This window comes from Kitasatospora sp. NPDC006697 (genome assembly GCF_042869935.1).
Lineage (GTDB): Bacteria > Actinomycetota > Actinomycetes > Streptomycetales > Streptomycetaceae > Kitasatospora.
Map to the genome: position 1 here is coordinate 26,305 of NZ_JBIAGU010000033.1, position 18,105 is coordinate 44,409.

The window sequence follows — 18,105 nt, forward strand, 5'->3', positions numbered from 1 at the left end:
CTCGGCGAGGGGTTGACGGCTAAGGCTATTAGCCATAGCTTTGTGGGTGTCGGCAACGGCCGGCACCCACCGAAGCGCCCCGCCAGGAGGCCCACCGTGAACAGCACCCTGACCCCTCGGACCCAGTACCTGCGGCTCGCCGGCGGCACCCTCGCCTACGACGAGAGCGACGGCACCGGCACCCCCGTGGTCCTGCTCCCCGGGATGCTCGACTCCCGGCAGGCCTACCGCCACCTGCGCCCGCTGCTGATCGCGGCCGGCCACCGGGTGATCACCATGGACGTGCGCGGCTTCGGCGAGTCCTCGATCGACTGGGACGACTACAGCCCGGCCGCGCTGGCCGTCGACACCCTGGCCCTGCTCGACCACCTGGGCATCGAGCGGGCCGTGCTGGTCGGCAGCTCCTACACCGGCGCCACCGTGGTCCGGGTCGCCGCCGACGCGCCCGAGCGGGTGGCCGGGATCGCCCTGCTCGACGCCTTCGTCGAGCAGGTCCCGCCGAACCCCTTCATGAAGGCGGTGGTCTGGGGCCTCGGCTCGGCGGTGCTGGCCTTCCCCAAGGTCTGGGGCTACTACCTGAACAAGATGGCCTACCCCGGCGGCCCCACCCCCGAGATCGTGGCCCAGAACGCCGTGCTGGAGGCCGCGCTGCGCACCCCCGGCCGCCGGAAGGCCAGCCGCGGCTACGTCCGCGGCGACTCCGGCCCGGTCGGCTGGTCGGCCGGCGTGCGGTGCCCGGCGCTGGTGCTGATGGGCAGCAAGGACCCCGACTTCCCGAAGCCGGAGGAGCTGGCCGACCGTCAGGCCGCCGCGCTGAACGGCCGCAAGGTGATGATCGAGGGCGCCGGCCACTACCCGATGGTCCAGGATCCGCAGGCCGTCGCCGCCGCGCTGCTCCCGTTCCTCGCCGAGGTCGGCTGATGCCCCGCGCCGGACTGAACCCGGACGCCGTGGTCGACCACGCGATCGCGCTGATCGACGAGCACGGCCCGGAGGAGCTGACCCTGGCGGCGGTGGCCGCCCGGGCCGGGGTGGCCGCCCCCTCGCTCTACAAGCACGTGCCCGGCGGCCTGGCCGGACTGCGCCGGCTGGTCGCGCTGCGGGTCACCGGCGAGCTGGCCGACGCGCTGCAGGAGGCCGTCGGCGAGCTGCGCGGCGAGGAGGCGGTGCGGGCCCTGCTGCGCGCCTACCACTCCTACGCGCTGGACCACCCCCGCCGCTACGCCTCGATGCCGCAGGTCCCGGTGCCGGAGGACGAGCAGCTGACCGCCCACGGCGAGCGGCTGGCCGGAGCGATCTTCGCGGTGCTGGCCGGCTACGGCATCACCGACGCCGAGGCGGTGCACGCCGCCCGCGCGGTGCGCAGCATGGCGCACGGCTTCGCCTCGCTGAGCATCGCCGGCGCCTTCCGGATCGCGGCGGACCTGGCGGTGACCCAGGAGCGGATGATCGGGCTGCTGACCACCGGGCTGCGGGACTGGCCCGACGCGGAGTGAAGGCCCGGTCACGGGGTAGCACCAGGGCGGGGCGGATGACGGACGCGAATCATCCCCTGGTCTGATGGTGCGGCAATCGGATGGGACTAAGGTCCCAATTCACCCTGTGGACCACTGGAGGGGCCATGACGCAGCCCAGCACCGCCGACGCGGTGATCCCGGCCCAGCGCACCGCCGCGGCGCGCCCGGCCGCGCCCGCCGCCACCGTGCGCGCCGCGGAGCCCGCCCGGCAGAGCGGCTGGGCCGCCCTCCGCCGCGGCTTCGCCGCCCTGCGCGGCCTGCGCTCGCTCGGCACCGTGCCGGCCGGCCCGCAGCCCGGCTACGGCGAGGTGGACGGCCAGTAGCGCCCCCGGGCGGTTCGAGCGCACCCGACCGGGTGCGGCGGCCGGGTCCGGCCGACCGGACGAAATAGGATATTCCGCGTCACCTGTGGCACGTGGGGCGCCCGCCCCGGATCCGGAAGGGCCCCCGATGGACCTCGGCACGCCGGCCTCCTCCGCCCGGTCCCGCTCCGTGCTCGGCTGCGTGCGCCGGCTGCTGCGCGCCACCAGCGCCGCCGAGCTGCTGGCCGCCGTGCTCGCCGAGGGCCCGCAGTGGATCACCAACGAGGGCTCCGCGCTCTACCTGCTGGACGGCGGCGGGATGCTCCGGCTGACCGTCTCCAGCGGACTGCCCGAGTGGGCGGCCGAGCGCTTCGGCACCATCGACCCCGGCTCCGACCTGCCCGCCGCCCAGGCGCTGCGCCACCGCGCCCCGTTCCTGCTCAGCCCCGAGCGGACCGGCGCGGACTACCCCAACAGGCTGGCCGGCCTGGGCACCGGCCTGGTCGCCGTGGTCACCCTGCCGCTGATCGTGGACGAGCAGGAGCTCGGGGTGCTCACCCTCCCGCTGGCCCACCGGGGCACCGTGCCGCGCCGCGACCTGGAGGCGCTGGAGACCATCGCCGAGGTCTGCGCGCACCGGCTGGCCCACCTGCTGCACCACGTCTCCGCCGCGGGCGTCCGGCCCGCGCCCCGGCCGCCGGCCGGCGAGCACCCGGGCGGCCGCCCCTCGCTGGTCGGCGCCGTGCGGGCCGCCGGGGCCGGCGCCTTCGAGCGCGACCTGGTCACCGGCGAGAGCGCCTGGGACACGGGCGCCTACCAGGCCGTCGGCCGCACCCCGCCGGCCGGCCCCGGCCCCCACCCGGCGCCGGAGGCCGCCGAGCTGATGCACCCCGAGGACCTGCCGGACGCCCAGGCCGCGCTGGCCGAGGCGCTGGCCCGCGGCGGCCCGTACCGGCTCTCCTTCCGGGTGCCGGGCCCGGACGGCCCGCCGCGGCGGGTGGACGAGCTGGGCGAGGTGCTGCTGGACGTGCACGGGCGGCCGGTGGGGATCGCCGGGCTGCTGCTGGCCCGGCCGCCGGAGCCCGACCGGGCGCCGGAGCGGCGCGACAGCCAGGTCGGCGCCCGGTCCGCCCTGCTGCTGGCGCTGACCCGGGCGCTCTCCCGGGCGGTGACGGTCCATGAGGTGACCACCGTGCTGACCGACGTGGCCCGGCCCGCGCTCGGCGCCGCCTCGGCGGTGCTCGACCTGGTCGACGAGGGGCGGCTGCTGCCGGTCTCCCCCTCGGTCTACGGCGGCGCCCACCGCGGCGAGCTGAACCGGCTGCACGAGCTCTCCAGCGAGGTGCGGGAGCAGTCGCCGGCCCGGGCGGTGCCGCTGTTCAGCGAGCCCGGCGGGACGGCGGCCCCGGCCGGCACGGGCGGGCCGGCCGCCTGGGCGGTGCTGCCGCTGGTCGCCTCCGGCCGGCAGGTCGGCTCCTGCCTGGTCACCTTCGCCGCCGAGCGCGAGTTCACCCGCGAGGACCGCACCCTCTACTCGGCCTTCGCCGGCATCCTGGCCCAGTCGCTGGAACGGGCCCGGCTCTACGACACCCAGCACCACCGGGCCAGCGAGCTGCAGCGGGCGATACTGCCGCGCAGCCTGCCGGCGCTGCCCGGACTGCACTCGGCCGCCCGCTACCTGCCCAGCACCGAGGGCATGCAGATCGGCGGCGACTGGTACGACCTGATCCCGCTGCCCAGCGGCCGGGTCGGGCTGGTGATCGGCGACGTGCAGGGCCACAACGCCGAGGCCACCGCCGTGATGGGCCAGCTCCGCAGCGGCCTGCGGGCCTACGCCACCGACGGGCACGACCCGGCCGCCACGCTGGCCCGGACCAGCCGGCTGCTCGCCGAGCTGGACACCGACCTGTTCGCCACCTGCCTCTACCTCACCCTGGACCTGGACACCGGCGAGCTGGCCGCCGCCCGGGCCGGGCACCCGCCGCCGGTGCGGATCGGCCGCACCGGCGCCGCCGAGCTGCCGCTGCCGGGCGGACCGCCGCTGGGCGTCGACCCGGCGGCCGAGTACCCGCTCACCCGGGCCCGGCTGGCGCCCGGCGAGACCCTGCTCGCCTACACCGACGGCCTGGTGGAGGACCGCGACGAGGACTACGACGAGTCGGTCCAGCGGATGATCGGCGGCATCGACCTCTGGTACCGGAAGGCCGGGGCGGCCGACGGCCTGGACCGGCTGGCCGACCTGCTCACCCTGAACGTGACGGAGCGCCACTCCCGCCCGGACGACGTCGCGCTGCTGCTGATCCACCGGGCCGTGGGCCCGGAGGACTGACGGGCAGTCAGTCCTCCTCGTCGCCCGGCTCCTGCGGCTCCGCGATCAGGTGCCAGTACAGGTCGCGGATGCCGGGCTCCAGCGAGAGCCGGGTGATCACCTGCTCCAGCGCCCGGGCCGGATCCCCGCTGGTGGCGATGGTGGCGCGCAGCCGGGTGGTGCCGTCCTCCTCGCGGCGCGCCCGCAGGCCGGTCGGGGTCAGCCCGCTGGTCCCGAAGGCCTGCAGCAGCACCGCCCTGACCTGCGGTTCGGCCTTGCGGTCGCAGCGCAGGTGGATCGAGGCGCGGACGCCCTCGATGTCCGGGTCGTCCTGCGGCACCCGGTCGATCAGCCGCCCGGCCGGCCGCAGCACCAGGTGCACCGCCAGCACCGCGACCGTGCCGAGCAGCGCGAACTCCAGGTTGCCCGAGGCGGCCAGCACCCCGATCGCGGCCGAGCACCAGAGCGTGGCCGCGGTGTTCAGCCCGCGCACGCTGGCCCCGTCGCGCAGGATCACCCCGCCGCCGAGGAAGCCGATCCCGGAGACCACGTAGGAGGCGACCCGGGTGGCCGAGCCGGTGTCCATGACCGCCTCGCTGTACAGCACGAAGAGCGTCGCGCCCGCGGCCACCAGGGCGTTGGTCCGCAGGCCCGCCATCCGGGCGCGCCACTGCCGCTCGACGCCGATCAGCGCGCCGCAGCCGACGCCGACCGCGAGCCGGGTCAGGAAGTCCAGGGTGCTCAGATGTGCCACGGCGTCACGCTAACGCCGACGGCGGCGCGGGAGGTTGCTCCCGCGCCGCCGCCGGCTGTCAGCTGGGTGACGCTCGGGCTCACTGACCGTTCTGGTCGCCCTGGTCGCCCAGGTCCGCCAGCGCGACCGACCAGATGCCGCGGCCGTGGGTGGCCGCGTAGAGCCGGCCGTCCACGCCGATCTTCAGCTGGTCCACGGCCACCGCCGGCAGGTTGCCGACCCGCTGCCAGCAGGTCTGCCCCGCGCCCCGGTAGAGCACGCCGAGGTCGGTGGCCAGCGCCAGGGCGCCGTCCTTGGTGACCACCAGCGAGTCGGCCGGCACGTCCGGCAGGTCGGTGGAGATGTCGGTCCAGTGCGCGCCCGCGTCGGTGGACTCGAAGACGTGGCCGGTGCCGGCGCCCGGGCCCGAGGTCCAGTGCCGGGAGAAGCCGTTGACGGCCAGGTAGACGTGGCCGGAGTTCTTCGGGTCGATCGCCAGGCCCGCCAGGTAGCGGTTGGGCACGGTGGCGTCGGCCGGCAGGGCCAGCTGCTGCCAGCCGGTGCCGTCCGCGTTGCCGACCGCGATGCCGCGGGTGAAGCCCTGGTTGTTGCACGGGCCGCACCAGGCCGCGTAGACCTTGCCGCCGGAGGCCGCGACGGCGGTGGCCACGTGGCCGGCGCCGAGGTCGAAGGCACTGGTCCAGGCGCTGGAGCTGCGGATCGCGTAGCCCTGGCTCTGCACCCAGACGTGCCGGCCGCCGGCCACCCAGAGGTTGGCGTTGCGCTGGTCGGCGGCGAGCGGGGCGATGAACCGGGCGCCGTTTCCGCCCGCCGCGTTGTCCGGCGGGGCGACCGAGTAGGTGGTGGCCTTGCTCGGGTCGGTCAGGTAGCTGCCGTCGTTGACCGCGCAGTTCTGGGTCACGTTGACGGCCAGGTAGACGTACTCCTGGGCGATGTTGCAGCCGTTGCGCGGGTCGGTCAGGGTGTCGCCGCCGTCGCCGCCGAAGTTGGAGCCCATCACCTTGTCGCGGCCGCCGCGCAGCTGGGACTGCCCGTTGTCCTGCAGGCCGCCGGTGACCGCGACGCCGCCGTAGGTCAGGTCCTTGCCGACGCCGACCGAGTAGTACTCGAGGGTGTCGATGGTGCCGTCGTTCAGCGAGGTCCAGTCGGTGGCGTGGCCGAGCGCGTCCAGCTGCCCGTTGACCGGGCGGGAGTAGAGGCCGCCGTCGTTGCCCGCCAGCACGTAGGACTTGCCGTTCAGGCTGCCCACCGCCAGCGCGTGCTGGTCGGGGTGGGTGGTCTGCGGGCAGCTGCCGCTCTGCTTGGTCGGGTCGATGCTCCAGCAGGAGAAGTTGAAGTTCCAGTACGGGCCGGGGGTGGTCCAGCTGGCGCCGCCGTCCTTGGTCTCGAAGACCTCCTCCAGGCCGGCCCAGACGTGGTTCGGGTCGTTCGGGTCCACCTGCAGCGACTGGTCGTACCAGGACTGCTGGCCGGGCAGCTGGCTGGCGGAGTTCAGCGCCGAGCCGGCCGCGCCGAGCGTCGGGGCGTCCGCGATCTTCGTCCACGGGCCGGTCGGCGAGCCGGACTTGGAGACGAATATGCCGGCCAGCGCGCTCGCCGGGTTGCTCGCCTGCAGCGCCGGGGACTGGTCGATGGCGTAGTAGCGGGAGCCGTCGGCGGAGCGGGCGAAGGTGACCTCGCCGACATCGGCCGCGTCAGCCGGCAGGTCGCCGAGCGAGCTGAGCCGCTGCCAGCTGCCGTCCGCCGCCTTGGCGTAGAAGCCGTTGGTCGGGTCGCCGCTGCGCCAGCCGACCGCCAGCACCACCTTGGACGGGTCGTGCGGGTCGATCGCGATGTCGTTGGTGAGGTTCTTGTAGGGCGCGTTGGGGTCGGTGGCCAGCTTGCCGCCGGGCAGGTAGTCCGGGTTGGGCGCGAACTCCAGGGTCCACGGGCCGCTCAGGTCGGTGGTGGAGTGGCTCCAGACGCCCTTGGAGGTGGCCGCCCAGACCTTGTCCCCGCCGAACCGCAGCTCGTGGATGGTGGTGCTGTCCAGCTCGTCGCCGCCGACCCGGGAGCGGCTGGAGAACTTCCCGCTCTCCGGGTGGTCCAGCAGGTAGACGCCGGAGCCCAGGTAGGCGTCCGAGTTGGTGCTGGCCTCGCCGGTGCCGAGCCAGAGCCGGCCGCGGGAGTCCAGCGCCAGCGCGCCGGTGGCCTGGGTGGGCAGCTGGTCGCTGATCGGCTGCCAGTGGCCGCCGCCGGTGGCGGAGCGCCAGACGCCGCCGCCCGCGCTGCCGGCGTAGACGTGGCCGCTGCCGTCGGCGGCGACCGCCGACATCCGGCCGGTCACGTTGCCCATGCCGGCCGAGGAGTTGGAGGCGGTGTCGCGGTAGCGGGGGTCGTCCGAGTTGTAGACCAGCCCGGTGGTGTGCTGCCACTGACCGCCGGTGGCGGGCAGGTTGCGCAGCTGGTCCCAGGCGGCGGAGAAGGCGCCGGGGGCGACCACGCCCGGGGAGGTGCGGGCCTCGGCGCGCTGGTCGGCGCCCTCCTGGATGGAGTCCGACTCGTCGTCACCCCCGTCGCCCTTGTCCAGCGGCCGGGCGGTGCTGCCGCCGGTGCCGCCCTGCGGGAGCGGAACGGCACCGGCGGGTGAGCCGGCGGTCAGGGCCATGGTGGCGGCGATGGCGCAGATCGTGAGCCAACGCCCGGTACTCAGTCGTGCCGACAACGGAATCTCCCAGTCCTCCGTGACCAGTGGTGCCGGGCGGCACTCGATCACATCAGGAGGACTCTTGACACTCTTTCAGCACGCTTGTGACCGGATCGTTGTTGCGGACCTGCCACCGGGGTCGGGCGAGGGTCAGTGGTGACCGCCGACCCAGAAGAGCAGGAAGAGGAAGGCGCCGAAGAGGTGGGCGGCGGCCAGGTAGATCGCCAGGCGGAAGGCGACCCGGTGGTCGGTCCGCTTGCCACCGTCGGTGGTCGGGACGTACGGGGGGTGCTGAACGGCCATCACGGGCTCCTTCAGGTGTCGCGGTCTGACCGGTCGCGGGTCAGAGCGGATTGCGGTGCGCCGCCGGGACCGGCAGGCACAGGTCGCTGGCCGGGCTCTGCAGCAGGGTGTGGACGAAGAGCAGTTCCACCCCGTCGCCCGATTCGGCGGCGAACCGGTGCGGGATCAGCGAGTCGAACTGGGCGCTGTCCCCGGCCTCCAGGTAGTGGTTCTGGTCGCCCAGGGTCAGCCGCAGCCGCCCCTTGGTGACGTGCAGCCACTCCTCGCCGGCGTGCACCCGGACCACCGCGTCCTGCAGGCCCGGCGGGATCTGCACCCGCAGCGCCTGCATCGCCATGCCGGACGCGCCGGCCCGGCGGTAGCCCCAGCCGCCGGTGCGGCTGGGCTCGATCGCCCCGCCGCGGACCACCGGGTCGGGGGCGCCGGGCTGCTCGCCCAGCAGCTCGGCCACGCTCGCGCCGTAGAGCCGGGCCAGCGAGAGCAGCACCGGCAGCGAGGGCTGCCGGCGGCCGGTCTCCAGCCGGGAGAGATAGGCTGGCGACAGCCCCGCGCGGGCGGCGGCCGCCTCGAGGGTGAGCCGGCCGGCCTGCCGGTTCTCCCGCAGCCGGGCGCCGAGCCCCGGCAGCTCCTCTTCGGTGGTCATGCCACCAGTCCACACCTGCCGTGCCCACCAGGCAAGAAATGTGCCCCAGAGGCAAACCCTCAGGGGCGGCGGGGGATGTTGCGCAGGTTGCTGCGGGCCAGGTCGACCATCCGCCCGACCCCGCCGGAGAGCACCGTGCGGCTCGCCGCCAGCGCGAAGCCCTTCAGCTGCGCCGCCGTGATGTGCGGCGGGATGGAGAGCGCGTTCGGGTCGGTCACCACGTCCACCAGCACCGGGCCCGGCCGGCCCAGCGCCTCGGCGAGCACCTCGCGCACCCGCTTGGGGTCGGTCACCCGCACCCCCGGCACCCCGGCCGCCTCGGCGATCGCCGCGTAGTCCACCGCGCCGTTGTCGATCTCCGACTCCGGGTAGCCGCTGACCAGCATCTCCAGCTTGATCATGCCGAGCGCGCCGTTGTTGAAGACCACCGTCTTCACCGGCAGCCGGTACTTGGCCACCGTCAGCAGCTCGCCCAGCAGCATCCCGATCCCGCCGTCGCCGGACATCGAGACCACCTGCCGGCCCGGCTCGGCCAGCTGGGCGCCGATCGCGTGCGGCAGTGCGTTCGCCATCGAGCCGTGCAGGAAGGAGCCGATCACCCGGCGGCGGCCGTTCGGGGTCAGGTAGCGGGCCGCCCAGACGTTGTTCATGCCGGTGTCCACGGTGAAGACCGCGTCCTCGGCCGCCACCTCGTCCAGCACCGAGGCCACGAACTCGGGGTGGATCGGCAGGTGGTGCTCGATGTCCCTGGTGTAGGCGCCGACCACCGACTCCAGCGCCTTGCAGTGCTTGGTCAGCAGCGCGTCCAGGAAGGACCGGTCGGCGCGCTGCACCAGCTCCGGCAGCACCGCCCGCAGGGTGGCCCGGACGTCCCCGTGCACCGCCAGCTCCAGCGGGGTGCGCCGGCCCAGCCGGGTGGGGTCGTGGTCGATCTGCACCGTCCTGGCCTGCGGCAGGAAGGAGTCGTACGGGAAGTCGGTGCCGAGCAGCAGCACCAGGTCGGCCTCGTGCAGCGCCTCGTGGCAGGCGCCGTAGCCGAGCAGGCCGCTCATCCCGACGTCGTACGGGTTGTCGTACTGGATCCACTCCTTGCCGCGCAGCGAGTGGCCGACCGGGGTGTACAGCCGGCCGGCCAGCTCCATCACCTCGGCGTGCGCGCCGCGCACCCCGGCACCGCAGAACAGCGCCACCTTCTCGGCGGTGTTCAGCTTCTCGGCCAGCGCCTCCAGCTGCGCGGCCGGCGGCAGCACGGTGCCGTGCTCGGTCAGGAAGTCGCCGCCGCCGGTCGGCCGGGCCGCCGGCAGCGCCGCCACGTCGCCCGGGAAGACCAGCACCGAGACGCCCCGGGCGCCCAGCGCGTGCTGCACCGCCGTGCGCAGCAGCCGGGGCAGTTGCGCGGGGGTGGAGACCATCTCGCAGAACCCGCTGCAGTCGGTGAAGACCCGCTCCGGGTGGGTCTCCTGGAAGAACCCGGAGCCGATCTGCGCCGACGGGATGTGCGAGGCCAGCGCGAGCACCGGCAGGCCGCTGCGCTGGGCGTCGTACAGGCCCTGGATCAGGTGGGTGTTGCCCGGGCCGCAGGAGCCCGCGCAGACCGCCAGCCGGCCGGTCAGCTCGGCCTCGGCGGCGGCCGCGAAGGCACCCGCCTCCTCGTTCCTGACGTGCACCCAGGAGATCTCCTCGGTGCGGCGGATCGCGTCCACCACCGGGTTGAGGCTGTCCCCGACCACGCCGTAGACCCGCTCCACCCCGGCCTGCCGGAGCACCTGCACCATCTGCTCGGCCACGCTGTTCGCCGCCACGCCCGTGCCTCCTGCCGTGTCTGCCGTACCGTCAGCCTGACTGGCGCGGCGGCGGTGCGCTACTCGGCCGCCAGGTGCTCCCCCGTCACCCCCGAGCCGCCGATCGCGACCGGCTGCGGCGAGCGGCGGGCCGGCTCGCGGCCGACCGGCTGCGCCGGGCGCTCGCCGGCGGGCGGGATCACGGTGGGCCGGGAGACCGGGGTGCCGACCTCCACCCAGAGCTCCTCGGTCTCGTGCTCGACCAGGATCTTGTCGCCCTCGCGCAGCGTGTAGGTGGTCTCCTCGTGGGTGATCTCCACCGCCAGCAGGTGCTGCCGGATCCGCATCGAGAAGGCCAGCCTGCTCAGCCCCGCGGGCAGTCGCGGGCGGAAGCCGATCGCCTCGCCGTGGTCCCGCATGCCGCCGAAGCCGGCCACCAGGGCGATGCAGGCGCCGGCCAGCGAGGCCATGTGCAGGCCGTCCCTGGTGTTGCCGCCCAGGTCGTGCAGGTCCATCAGGGCGGCCTCGGCGGTGTAGTCGTAGGCCAGGTCCAGCTGGCCCACCTCGGCCGCCATCACCGCCTGGGTGCAGGCGGAGAGCGAGGAGTCGCGCACCGTCAGGCGCTCGTAGTAGGCGAAGTTGCGGGCCTTCTGCTCGGGCGTGAAGGCGTCGCCGCGGATCTGCATCGCCAGCACCAGGTCGGCCTGCTTGACCACCTGCTTGCGGTACAGGTCGAAGTACGGGAAGTGCAGCAGCAGCGGGTACTTCTCCGCCGGGGTGCCCTCGAAGTCCCAGACCTGGTGGTGGGTGAAGTTGTCCGCCTGCGGGTGCACGCCGAGCTTCTCGTCGTACGGGATGTACATCGCGGCGGCGGCGTCCCGCCAGGCGGCGGTCTCCTCGGTGTCCACCCCCAGCGCGTCGGCCTCCAGATGGTGGCGGGCCACCGCGTCGGCCGCGGCGCGCAGGTTGGTCTGCGCCATCAGATTGGTGAAGACGTTGTTGTCGGCGATCGAGCTGTACTCGTCCGGACCGGTGACGCCCTCGATCCGGAACTGCCCGTGCGAGTCGTGGTGGCCCAGCGAGCGCCACATCCGGGCGGTCTCGACCAGCAGCTCCAGGCCGTAGCCGCGCTCGAACTCGATGTCGCCGGTGGCCCGGACGTAGCGGGCGACGGCCACCGCGATGTCGGCGCCGATGTGGAAGGCGGCGGTGCCGGCCGGCCAGTAGCCGGAGCACTCCTCGCCGCGGATGGTCCGCCACGGGAAGACCGCGCCGTCCAGGCCCAGCTGGGCGGCCCGCTCACGGGCCAGCGGCAGCGTGGAGTGCCGCCAGCGCAGCGCCTGGGCCACCGCGCCCGGCAGGGTGTAGGTGAGCACCGGCAGCACGAAGGTCTCGGTGTCCCAGAAGCTGTGGCCGTCGTAGCCCGGACCGGTCAGGCCCTTGGCCGGGATCGCCCGCTCCTCGCTGCGCGCGGCCGCCTGCACCACGTGGAAGAGCGCGAACCGGACGGCCTGCTGCAGCTCGACGTCACCGTCGATCTCGATGTCGCTGGCCGCCCAGAACTCCTCCAGGTACTGCTTCTGCTCGGCCAGCAGCCCCTCCCAGCCGGAGTAGCGGGCGGCCGTGATCGCCGCCTCCACCTGGTCCCGGACCGCGGGCAGCGAGCGGGCAGCGGACCAGCCGTAGCCGACGAACTTGGTCAGCCGGACCCGCTCGCCCGGCTGCAGCACGGTGGTGGCGCTGATCCGGGCCTGGTCGTGCCGGGCCTCGCTGGTCACGCTGACCCCGTCCGGGCCCTCGATCACGTGGTCCATGCCGGCGGCCAGCCGCAGGTTGCTGTACCGGGTGTGGTGCACCAGGGTCGCCTTGGTGCCGTGCGCGTGGTGCGCCTCGGCCACCAGCGGGGCCTCCAGCACGGCGGCGGCCCGCGGATCGCCCTCGGAGCTCTCGGGCAGCTGCTCGTTGGCGACCAGCTCGGACTGGATGACGATCCGGACCGGGCCGTCCACCGCCTCGACCTCGTAGTCCACCGCGGCGATCGCCCGCTGGGTGAGCGAGACCAGCCGGGCCGAGCGGATCTTCACGGTGCGGCCGGCCGGCGAGGTCCACTCGGCCTCCCGGCGCAGCACGCCCTCGCGGAAGTCCAGCGAGCGGCGGTGGCCGCGCAGCTCGCCGTAGCGCAGGTCGAACGGCTCGTCGTCGACCAGCAGCCGGACCAGCTTGCCGTTGGTGACGTTGATGACGCTCTGGCCCGACTCGGGGTAGCCGTAGCCGCCCTCCGGGTAGGGCAGCGGGCGCAGCTCGAAGACGCCGTTCAGGTAGGTGCCGGGCAGGCCGTGCGGCTCGCCCTCGTCCAGGTTGGCGCGCAGGCCGATGTGGCCGTTGGAGAGCGCGAAGACGGATTCGCTGCGGGCCAGGCCCGCCAGGTCGAGCCGGTGTTCTGTGATGCCCCACGGATCGACCGCGAAGCCCTCCTGCGCGGTCATTTCGCCGCCCCCTCGATCAGTTCGTACAGGTCGTCCACCACGAGGTCCGCGCCGTTCTCCCGGAGCGCGTCGGCCTGCCCGGTCCGGTTCACCCCGACCACGAAGCCGAAGCCGCCGGCCCGGCCGGAGGCGACCCCGGCCAGCGCGTCCTCGAAGACCGCCGCGGCGCCGGGCTCGATGCCGAGCTCCCGGGCGGCGGCCAGGTAGGTGTCGGGGGCCGGCTTGCCGGGCAGACCCTCGCGCTTGCCCACCACGCCGTCGATCACGGTGTCGAAGTAGCCGTCGATGCCGGCGGCCTTGAGCACGTCGCGGCAGTTGGCGCTGGAGGAGACCACGGCGCGCGGCACGCCGGCCGCGGCGAGCCGGTCCAGGTAGGCCACCGAGCCCTGGTACGGCTGCACGCCCTGCTCGTGGATCAGGCGGAGCACCAGCTCGTTCTTGGCGGTGCTCAGGCCGTTGATGCTGCGGGTGCCCGGCGCGTCGTCCGGCGAGCCCTCGGGCAGTTCGATGCCGCGGGAGCGCAGGAAGGTGCGGGTGCCGTCCAGCCGCGGGCGGCCGTCCACGTAGCGGTCGTACTCGGCGGCCTGGTCGAACGGGACGAACGCGGTGCCGGTGCGCCCGGCCTCGGCCTTCAGGAAGTCGTCGAACATCGCCTTCCACGCGGCGGCGTGGACCTTGGCGGTCTGCGTCAGCACGCCGTCGAGGTCGAAGAGGCAGGCGCGGATGTGGTCGGGTAGCCCCAGCATGATTGAAGTCTGTCCCAGGAATCGGTTCGGCACAGCCATTCCGGTCCGGCGCGTCGTCGCGCGGCCCGACCAGGTTTGGACTGCGTCGAACGGGTGAAATACAAGTGACGGGACGCCATTTCCTTGACGAGTCTAGCCTCGCCTGACGCATGGTCAACTCTGCTCCTGGTAAAGCCTAGTTGTGCGGATGTGGCACGGGCAGAGCGTGCGGGGGCCGAGAGCGCGCGCGGTTGTGCGCCGGAGTGCAAAAGGCGGCGGTGAGCGCCGGGCGGCCCTGGGAGCGGCCCGCGGCCCGGCGGCGCGTACGGTGGCCGGGGCACGCACCAGCTAGGAGCACTCCGATGACCTCGTCCCCCACCACCCCCGCCGAACACGTCCGGGCCGAGCGGGACGGCCGGGTCGGCCGGCTGCTGCTGGACCGGCCGCGGGCGATCAACGCGCTGGACCACGCGATGGTCCGCGCCCTGCACCGGGCGTTGGACGACTGGGCCGGGGACCCGACGGTGGCCGCCGTGGTGCTCACCGGCGCCGGCGACCGGGGCCTGTGCGCGGGCGGCGACATCCGCTTCTTCCACGACAGCGCCAAGCAGGACGGCACCGCCGCCCGGGCCTTCTTCCGCGACGAGTACCTGCTCAACCACCGGATCGCCCGCTACCCCAAGCCCTTCGTGGCGGTGATGGACGGCCTGGTGCTGGGCGGCGGGGTCGGCGTCTCGGCGCACGGCGCGGTCCGGCTGGTCACCGAGCGGGCCCAGGTCGGGATGCCGGAGACCGCGATCGGCTTCGTGCCGGACGTCGGCGGCAGCCGGCTGCTGGCGCTGGCCCCCGGCGAGCTCGGCACCCACCTGGCGCTGACCGCCGGGCGGATGACCGCGGCCGACGCGATCCACTGCGGCTTCGCCGACCACCTGCTGCCGACCGAGCGGGTGGCCGCCTTCACGGCGGCGCTGGCCGAGCTGGAGCCGGCCGAGGCGGTGCGCCGCTTCGCGGTACCGGCCGGACCGTCCCCGCTGGCCGCCGAGCGGGAGTGGATCGACCACTGCTACGCGCCGGACACCGTGGAGGAGGTGCTGGAGCGGCTGGACGCCGTCGGCCTGCCGGCCGCCAAGGAGGCCGCCGAGCAGATCCGGGCCAAGTCGCCGACCGCGCTGAAGACCACCCTGGCCGCACTGCGCCGGGCCCGCCGGCTGCCCTCGCTGGCGGCCGCGCTGGAGCAGGAGTTCCGGGTCTCCTGGGCCGGGCTGGCCGACCACGACTTCATCGAGGGCATCCGGGCCCAGGTGGTGGACAAGGACCGCAATCCGCGCTGGGCGCCCGACACCCTGGCCGGGGTCTCCGAGGCCGAGGTGGCACGGCACTTCGCCCCGGTGCCGGCCGGTCAGGAGCTGGGCCTGGCCGTGCTGGCGGACTGAGTAGCCGTACTCACTCCGGTCGAGTAGCCGGGCGCTGACTCCGGCCGGCCCGCCGGCGGGAGGCTTGGGGCATGACCACAGCCCCGCGCTCCCGCTGGTGGGTCGGACCCGCCATCAGCTCCCTGCTGACCCTGCCGCCCGCCGTGCTGGCCCTGCTCGTCACCCTCGAGGCCGGGCTCGTCTACAGCACCTGCGACACCGCCTGCCCGCCGAGCCACGGCCACGTCGCGGTGGGCCTCGCCTGCCTGCTGACCTCGGTGCCGCTGCTGATCGGCGCCTGGGTGCTGGCGCACGCCGGGCGGTTCTGGCACACCGTGCTCTGCGTGGCCGCCCCGGCGCTGGCGCTGGCCTCGGTGGTCAGCTACTTCACCATGCCGCACGGCCGCTGACGGCGCCCCGACTTCAACGAGCCGTTGTCGGCCGGACACTCTCATGCCACAACGTGCCACCTTGGCACACTTAGCCTTCGAGCCATGCCCACGACCCCCCGCCTGCTCGCCACCGCCCTGCTGACCGGCGCCCTCGCGCTCGGCACCGCCGCCCCCGCGCTCGCCGACGGCCACCGCCACGGCGCCATCCCGTTCACCGCCGCGACCGCGACCCAGCAGGCCGACGGCTCCTTCACGCTCAGCTGGACCGCCCCCGGCGTCCGGCACGTCACCGTCTACGCCGGGCAGGACCGCGACCGGATCGCCCGGCGTAAGCCGGTCGCCCGGGCCGCCGGCTCGACCACCGTCACCGTCACGGTGCCCGCCGCCGACCGCTGGTACTTCGAGCTGGTCCCCGACCACGGCGACCCGCTGACCATCGCCGACCGCGACCTGCACCTGGCCTCCGCCCCCAACTTCCGCGACGCCGGCGGCTACCGCACCGGTGACGGCCACTGGGTGCGGATGGGCTCGGTCTACCGCTCCGGCGACCTCAGCAAGCTCTCCGCCGCCGACCTGGCCGAGCTGCAGCGCCTCGGCATCGACCAGGTCCACGACCTGCGCACCCCCGCCGAGCGGCAGGCCGCCCCGGACCGGCTGCCGGCCGGCGCCACCGAGTACAGCGAGAACGTGCTCGGCGCCGCCGACACCGGCGCCTTCAACGTCACCACCCCGGCCGCCGCCGTGCAGGCGATGGTGGACGGCGAGCGCACCATGGTCGCCGCCCCCTCCGCCAAGGCCGCCTACCACGCCGTCCTCACCGGCCTGGCCGACCGCGACGGCGACGGCGTCGCGCTCTACCACTGCACCGCCGGCAAGGACCGCACCGGCTGGGCCAGCGCCACCCTGCTCACCGCCCTCGGCGTGCCGCGGGACACCGTGATGGCCGACTACCTGGCCAGCAACACCTACCGCGCCCAGCTCAACGCGGCCACCCTGGCCCAGCTGCCGCCGGCCTACCAGGCGGTCTACAAGCCGCTGCTGGACGTCCGGCCCGAGTACCTGAACGCGGGCTTCGACGAGGTCGCCAAGGACTTCGGCAGCTTCGACGGCTACCTGAAGGACGGCCTCGGCCTGGACCGCCAGGACCTGCGCGAGCTGAAGCGGCAGCTACTGGCCGACTGACCGCCGCCCCGGGGGCGCAACAGAAGAGGCCAGGTCAGCACGTGGCTGACCTGGCCTCAGTTCGGTGGGCCACCAGGGGCTCGAACCCTGAACCTACGGATTAAAAGTCCGCAGCTCTGCCGATTGAGCTAGTGGCCCGGCGGCCGGGCGGCACCGGGATGGTACGCGTCGGCCGGGACGATCCTACCGGGTGCGGCGCGGGGGTTGGCCAATGGATAAGGGGTGCGGCGGGCGCCGGGGACGGGGTTAGGGTCGGGAACGAAGCAGGTCCCGTGCAGTGAGAGCGAAGGAGAGCACCATGGCGAGGATCCCCACGGCCGCGATCGCCGCCGCCGGGCTGGTCGGCGGCTACGGCGCGGCGCGGTTCACCGGGCGGCGGCCGCTCGGCGGGGCGGTGCTGGCGGCGGCGGGGGCCGGGGCGGCGTACCAGTGGCGGCGGGCGGCCGGGCCGGGGGCGGCCGCGGCGCTCACCGGGCTGTACCTGGCGGCCTTCGGGGGCTCGCACCCGCTGGCGAAGAAGATCGGGGCCTGGCCGTCGGTGCTGGCCGTGACGGGTGTGGTGGCCGCGGCCTCCGAGCTGACGGAGCGACAGTTCGGACGGTGACCGGCGGCCGCGGGGTGACAGGAGCCGGGGAACGGGGCAGGATCCGAGACGGCTACCGAGGTGGCCGCACGGGTGACGGGGAGTCACCGAGGGGACGCGGTCGGGGGGACGGCGATGGACCAAGTCAGCCACGGATTACCGTTGTTCGTCTGGTGGACGGGTCTGGTGGTCGTGGTGGCCGGGATCCCGGCCACAGCGCTCTGGCTGACCAGGTTCGCCCGGCGCGGCGCCGAGGTGCGGGGCACGGTGGCCGAGGTCCGGGTGGCGCGGCGGCACGGGGCGGACTCGGTCGGGCTGGTGGTCCGGTTCACCGATCCGGCGACCGAGCGCGAGGTGATCGGCACCCCGTCCTGCGGGCGGGTGCCGTTGGCGGGCTGGCCGGGCCAGCCGGTCTCGGTCCGCTACCTGCCCGGCGCCCCTGAGCGGTTCCAGATCGGCCCGCAGACCAGCTCCGCCGACGCCGCGCTGGTCAGCCTGCTGGTGATGACCCTGGGCTCGGTGGCGCTGGTGCTCACCCGGTGGACCGACCCGGGCGCGATCGCCACCAGCGCGGTGCTGGCCGCCTCGGGCCTGGCGCTCGGCACCGCCGGGCTGCTGAACCACCGGGCGGGCCGGCACGAGCGGCGGGCCCGGCTGCGGGAGAAGGGCGTGCTGGTGCCCGGCGAGCTGATCGGCACCTTCGTGGTGGACGGCGGGGCCGAGGGCGCCCACCGCTACCACCCGGTGGTGGCCTTCACCTCGGTCGGCGGCGAGCGGGTGACCGGCGTCGACCTCTGCACCCACAACCGGCACGGTTACCCGGCCGCGGACGGGCTGCCGGTGGCGGTCCGGCACCTGCCGCAGGATCCGGCGGTGTTCCGGGTGGACAGCCTGCAGCGGCGGCCGCGGCCGGGCGGACCGCTGCGCCCGCCGACGGCGGTCGAACTGCTCGCCGCGGTGCTCTGCTGCGGGGTGGCGGTCACCCTGGCCGCGACCCTGCCGAGCCGCTGACGGCCGGTCCGGCCGGCGCC

16 protein-coding genes and 1 tRNA gene are annotated in these 18,105 nt (G+C 74.6%); 9 read left to right on the plus strand and 8 right to left on the minus strand.

The features are described 5' to 3' along the window. Positions 1-96: 96 nt before the first annotated feature. The 4 genes from ACFYNO_RS33385 (at position 97) to ACFYNO_RS33400 (ending at position 4,148) form a co-directional block, all read left to right on the plus strand. Entirely contained in the window at positions 97-921 is an 825-nt protein-coding gene (locus ACFYNO_RS33385) for an alpha/beta fold hydrolase (protein ID WP_388021271.1), read from the plus strand. After that, positions 921-1,496, plus strand: coding sequence for a TetR/AcrR family transcriptional regulator (locus ACFYNO_RS33390; protein WP_388021272.1), 576 nt, complete (start codon positions 921-923; stop codon positions 1,494-1,496). The genes ACFYNO_RS33385 and ACFYNO_RS33390 overlap by 1 nt, the downstream gene beginning before the upstream one ends. A gap of 125 nt (positions 1,497-1,621) precedes the next feature. Beyond that, the gene (locus ACFYNO_RS33395) at positions 1,622-1,840 is read left to right on the plus strand and encodes a hypothetical protein (RefSeq protein WP_388021273.1); all 219 of its coding nucleotides are present in this window, start codon (positions 1,622-1,624) and stop codon (positions 1,838-1,840) included. Positions 1,841-1,967: 127 nt separating this feature from the next. Beyond that, positions 1,968-4,148 (plus strand): SpoIIE family protein phosphatase, encoded by a 2,181-nt coding sequence (locus ACFYNO_RS33400; RefSeq protein ID WP_388021274.1) that lies wholly within the window; start codon positions 1,968-1,970, stop codon positions 4,146-4,148. A gap of 7 nt (positions 4,149-4,155) precedes the next feature. Here ACFYNO_RS33400 and ACFYNO_RS33405 read toward each other — a convergent pair whose 3' ends face one another. The 7 genes from ACFYNO_RS33405 to ACFYNO_RS33435 all read right to left on the minus strand — a co-directional run bounded on the left by ACFYNO_RS33405 (position 4,156) and on the right by ACFYNO_RS33435 (position 13,526). Beyond that, positions 4,156-4,881, minus strand: a complete 726-nt coding sequence (locus ACFYNO_RS33405; RefSeq protein WP_388021275.1) for an MgtC/SapB family protein — start codon at positions 4,879-4,881, stop codon at positions 4,156-4,158. A gap of 79 nt (positions 4,882-4,960) precedes the next feature. Further along, positions 4,961-7,528 (minus strand): glycosyl hydrolase, encoded by a 2,568-nt coding sequence (locus tag ACFYNO_RS33410; RefSeq protein ID WP_388021276.1) that lies wholly within the window; start codon positions 7,526-7,528, stop codon positions 4,961-4,963. Between the two features lie 189 nt (positions 7,529-7,717). Then, positions 7,718-7,870 (minus strand): DUF6126 family protein, encoded by a 153-nt coding sequence (locus ACFYNO_RS33415; RefSeq protein WP_388021277.1) that lies wholly within the window; start codon positions 7,868-7,870, stop codon positions 7,718-7,720. A 40-nt stretch (positions 7,871-7,910) separates the two neighbouring features. Then, on the minus strand, positions 7,911-8,513 hold the full coding sequence (locus ACFYNO_RS33420; protein WP_388021278.1) for a helix-turn-helix domain-containing protein: 603 nt from the start codon (positions 8,511-8,513) through the stop codon (positions 7,911-7,913). 59 nt (positions 8,514-8,572) lie between these two features. Beyond that, positions 8,573-10,315, minus strand: coding sequence for a pyruvate dehydrogenase (locus ACFYNO_RS33425; RefSeq protein ID WP_388021279.1), 1,743 nt, complete (start codon positions 10,313-10,315; stop codon positions 8,573-8,575). Positions 10,316-10,374: 59 nt separating this feature from the next. Beyond that, positions 10,375-12,780 (minus strand): glycoside hydrolase family 65 protein, encoded by a 2,406-nt coding sequence (locus tag ACFYNO_RS33430; protein WP_388021280.1) that lies wholly within the window; start codon positions 12,778-12,780, stop codon positions 10,375-10,377. Continuing rightward, positions 12,777-13,526 (minus strand): HAD family hydrolase, encoded by a 750-nt coding sequence (locus tag ACFYNO_RS33435; RefSeq protein WP_388021281.1) that lies wholly within the window; start codon positions 13,524-13,526, stop codon positions 12,777-12,779. The genes ACFYNO_RS33430 and ACFYNO_RS33435 overlap by 4 nt, the downstream gene beginning before the upstream one ends. A 341-nt stretch (positions 13,527-13,867) precedes the next feature. Here ACFYNO_RS33435 and ACFYNO_RS33440 point away from each other — a divergent pair, with 341 nt between their 5' ends. The 3 genes from ACFYNO_RS33440 (at position 13,868) to ACFYNO_RS33450 (ending at position 16,491) form a co-directional block, all read left to right on the plus strand. Further along, positions 13,868-14,938, plus strand: coding sequence for an enoyl-CoA hydratase/isomerase family protein (locus ACFYNO_RS33440; RefSeq protein ID WP_388021282.1), 1,071 nt, complete (start codon positions 13,868-13,870; stop codon positions 14,936-14,938). Between the two features lie 71 nt (positions 14,939-15,009). Next, on the plus strand, positions 15,010-15,327 hold the full coding sequence (locus ACFYNO_RS33445) for a hypothetical protein (protein ID WP_388021283.1): 318 nt from the start codon (positions 15,010-15,012) through the stop codon (positions 15,325-15,327). Between the two features lie 84 nt (positions 15,328-15,411). Then, positions 15,412-16,491: a tyrosine-protein phosphatase gene (locus ACFYNO_RS33450; RefSeq protein WP_388021284.1), complete on the plus strand. Its 1,080-nt coding sequence runs from the start codon at positions 15,412-15,414 to the stop codon at positions 16,489-16,491. A 65-nt stretch (positions 16,492-16,556) separates the two neighbouring features. Here ACFYNO_RS33450 and ACFYNO_RS33455 read toward each other — a convergent pair. Further along, positions 16,557-16,629: transfer RNA gene (locus ACFYNO_RS33455), tRNA-Lys, on the minus strand. Between the two features lie 160 nt (positions 16,630-16,789). On the opposite strand from ACFYNO_RS33455, the gene ACFYNO_RS33460 reads away from it, so the two are divergent. After that, the gene (locus tag ACFYNO_RS33460; protein WP_388021285.1) at positions 16,790-17,095 is read left to right on the plus strand and encodes a hypothetical protein; all 306 of its coding nucleotides are present in this window, start codon (positions 16,790-16,792) and stop codon (positions 17,093-17,095) included. Between the two features lie 114 nt (positions 17,096-17,209). Then, positions 17,210-18,085, plus strand: a complete 876-nt coding sequence (locus ACFYNO_RS33465; protein ID WP_388021286.1) for a DUF3592 domain-containing protein — start codon at positions 17,210-17,212, stop codon at positions 18,083-18,085. Positions 18,086-18,105: the final 20 nt, after the last annotated feature.

Bases quoted from the DNA above. Each gene is read 5' to 3' on its own strand.
- ACFYNO_RS33435 (WP_388021281.1), bottom strand. From the start codon at position 13,526: ATGCTGGGGCTACCCGACCACATCCGCGCCTGCCTCTTCGACCTCGAC.
- ACFYNO_RS33410 (WP_388021276.1), bottom strand. From the start codon at position 7,528: ATGGCCCTGACCGCCGGCTCACCCGCCGGTGCCGTTCCGCTCCCGCAG.
- ACFYNO_RS33400 (WP_388021274.1), top strand. From the start codon at position 1,968: ATGGACCTCGGCACGCCGGCCTCCTCCGCCCGGTCCCGCTCCGTGCTC.
- ACFYNO_RS33460 (WP_388021285.1), top strand. From the start codon at position 16,790: ATGGCGAGGATCCCCACGGCCGCGATCGCCGCCGCCGGGCTGGTCGGC.
- ACFYNO_RS33445 (WP_388021283.1), top strand. From the start codon at position 15,010: ATGACCACAGCCCCGCGCTCCCGCTGGTGGGTCGGACCCGCCATCAGC.
- ACFYNO_RS33390 (WP_388021272.1), top strand. From the start codon at position 921: ATGCCCCGCGCCGGACTGAACCCGGACGCCGTGGTCGACCACGCGATC.
- ACFYNO_RS33430 (WP_388021280.1), bottom strand. From the start codon at position 12,780: ATGACCGCGCAGGAGGGCTTCGCGGTCGATCCGTGGGGCATCACAGAA.
- ACFYNO_RS33395 (WP_388021273.1), top strand. From the start codon at position 1,622: ATGACGCAGCCCAGCACCGCCGACGCGGTGATCCCGGCCCAGCGCACC.
- ACFYNO_RS33440 (WP_388021282.1), top strand. From the start codon at position 13,868: ATGACCTCGTCCCCCACCACCCCCGCCGAACACGTCCGGGCCGAGCGG.
- ACFYNO_RS33420 (WP_388021278.1), bottom strand. From the start codon at position 8,513: ATGACCACCGAAGAGGAGCTGCCGGGGCTCGGCGCCCGGCTGCGGGAG.
- ACFYNO_RS33450 (WP_388021284.1), top strand. From the start codon at position 15,412: ATGCCCACGACCCCCCGCCTGCTCGCCACCGCCCTGCTGACCGGCGCC.
- ACFYNO_RS33415 (WP_388021277.1), bottom strand. From the start codon at position 7,870: ATGGCCGTTCAGCACCCCCCGTACGTCCCGACCACCGACGGTGGCAAG.
- ACFYNO_RS33465 (WP_388021286.1), top strand. From the start codon at position 17,210: ATGGACCAAGTCAGCCACGGATTACCGTTGTTCGTCTGGTGGACGGGT.